The 1918-nt window shown below is 72.2% G+C and carries 3 protein-coding genes; 1 reads left to right on the forward strand and 2 read right to left on the reverse strand.

What is annotated here, in order from left to right:
- Positions 1-28: 28 nt before the first annotated feature.
- Together ACY5KJ_RS18340 and ACY5KJ_RS18345 are read right to left on the reverse strand one after the other, a co-directional pair.
- Entirely contained in the window at positions 29-394 is a 366-nt protein-coding gene (locus tag ACY5KJ_RS18340; protein ID WP_462203941.1) for a hypothetical protein, read from the reverse strand.
- 230 nt (positions 395-624) lie between these two features.
- The gene (locus ACY5KJ_RS18345) at positions 625-1221 is read right to left on the reverse strand and encodes a superoxide dismutase family protein (protein ID WP_462188585.1); all 597 of its coding nucleotides are present in this window, start codon (positions 1219-1221) and stop codon (positions 625-627) included.
- Positions 1222-1467: 246 nt separating this feature from the next.
- Between ACY5KJ_RS18345 and ACY5KJ_RS18350 the strand changes: the two genes are divergently transcribed.
- A partial coding sequence (locus tag ACY5KJ_RS18350) for a TetR/AcrR family transcriptional regulator (protein ID WP_462203942.1) occupies positions 1468-1918 on the forward strand: 451 nt, incomplete at its 3' end.

The following is a 1918-nucleotide window of genomic DNA, read 5'->3' on the forward strand; positions in this document are numbered from 1 at the left end:
TGCTCATCGGTGCCGGCGGCTCCGATCCTCAGGTGCAACCGGCCGCCCCCGCCCCGCCGTTCGGCCGGGCGGTCCCCAGCGACCCCGCGAACCAGCCGCCAGCCGGTGCTCCACTGTGGACGCCGGGCACCCAGCCCGGCCCGGCCCCGGTCGGCGACGAACAGCCGATGACACCGACGGACCCGGGCGCTCCGACACCGGTACTCACCGCGGCGAGCGCGCAGCCGAGCGCCACGCCTACGAGCCGGCCATCGCAGCCGACGGGCGCATCCCCGACGGTCGTGCCGACCTCGTCGCCGAGCCCGGGCACCTCGGCCACGGCGACAAGCTGCCCGACGGCCGCCCCACTCGGGGCGACGACGACCGCACCGCCGCCCTGCTGAACCCGCCGCACGGCCACTCTGCTGAAGCCCGCCGCATCGTCGCGTCACGCCACCGTCCGGCGTCCTGGTGCCCATCCACCACGCACCGGAGACTCTGACTACGGCAAACCCGCTGCGCGACCGCCGCCGACGGCGTCCATAAGGGGCCACGAGTCCACCGGGAGGCGGGAGAGCCCGGCGACCGGCGCCTTCGGCTTCGGCTTCGGCACGAACCAGCGAAGCGATCGGATTTAGGAAAGATTTAGGAGAACGGAACGGTAATGCAGGCCGCCCGCGGACCGGCAGATCCGGCTTCGCCGGGCATGCCACTCGTCCCGTGCTCATGGAGCACGACCGCACTGGCACCGCCGGCCCGGAAGTTCCAGTCGACGATGGCGAACGCCTGGCCGTTGCCGCCGGCATCCGTGCTGAAATCCAGCCAGACCTCGTTGTGTGGATTGGCGTACGCCGGATCGACAGAGGGTTGTACCGGGTCCGGGATGTTCTGGTAATGCGGCCCGGCCGCCGTACCCGTCGCGCCACACGCCTTCTGATGAACATGCGCCCCGTACCTGCGGTCGGGCAGCAGGCCCTGAACCACCAGGCCCACCACGGTACGAGGCCCGCCGGCCGCCAGTACGACCGCCCCGGCGCCGACCGGCACGAGATGCCGGTTGTAGGTGACGGCCGCCGGTGGCTGCTTCTCGTTCCAGGTCGTGAACGCGACCGGCTCCGCGACGACCCTCGTGACGCTCGGAGCTGCCGGTGCCACCGCCGAGGCCATCACCGAGGCCGCGGCGGCGAACAACGCGGTGAACAACCCAAGGCCGGCCAGGGTGATCGACAGACGCCGTCGCATGAGGACCCTTTCAGCGGCTAGTTCAGCGGCTCGGGAACGCCGTTCATGTGGGACGAGCCTAGCCTGGCCACGGGTTTCGGGAATGCTCAACACGACCTGAACGGAAACAGGGGGCCGAAAGGTGGTGCCCGGCCCGGGCCTGATCCGCGACTTGCGGGCCTGATCCGCCCATACCGCCCCGGTCGGCGGGAGGCCGCCGTCAGTCAACCCTTGAGGAGTGAGTACTCACTCCGTACTGTGGATCGCATGCCAGAGACCTCACCGACCCCGCCCCGACGCCGGGCCCCGGTCATGGACCCCGACCAGCGCCGCGCTATGATCGTCACCGCGGCCCTCCCCCTCGTCATCGAGTACGGCACCTCGGTCACCACCGCGAAGATCGCCCGCGCGGCGGGCATCGGGGAAGGCACGATCTTCCGCGTCTTCGCGGACAAGGAGGCCCTGCTGGCGGCCTGCCTGACCGAGGCGCTGCGACCCGACGACACCGCCACCCACCTGGCGGCGATCCCGCTCGACCAGCCGCTCCCGGCCCGCCTCACCGAGGCGGCCGAGGTGCTGCGCGGCCACATGGCCCGGCTGGGCGCCGTCGCCGGAGCCCTCGCGGCCACCGGCCGGCTGGAACGCCGGATGCCCGCCACGGCGGGGAGAGCCCGTTCCGACGACCGATCGGCCGAGCCGCCGTCCCCTGCCCTTTCCC

It is taken from the genome of Frankia sp. CcWB3 (genome assembly GCF_977927595.1).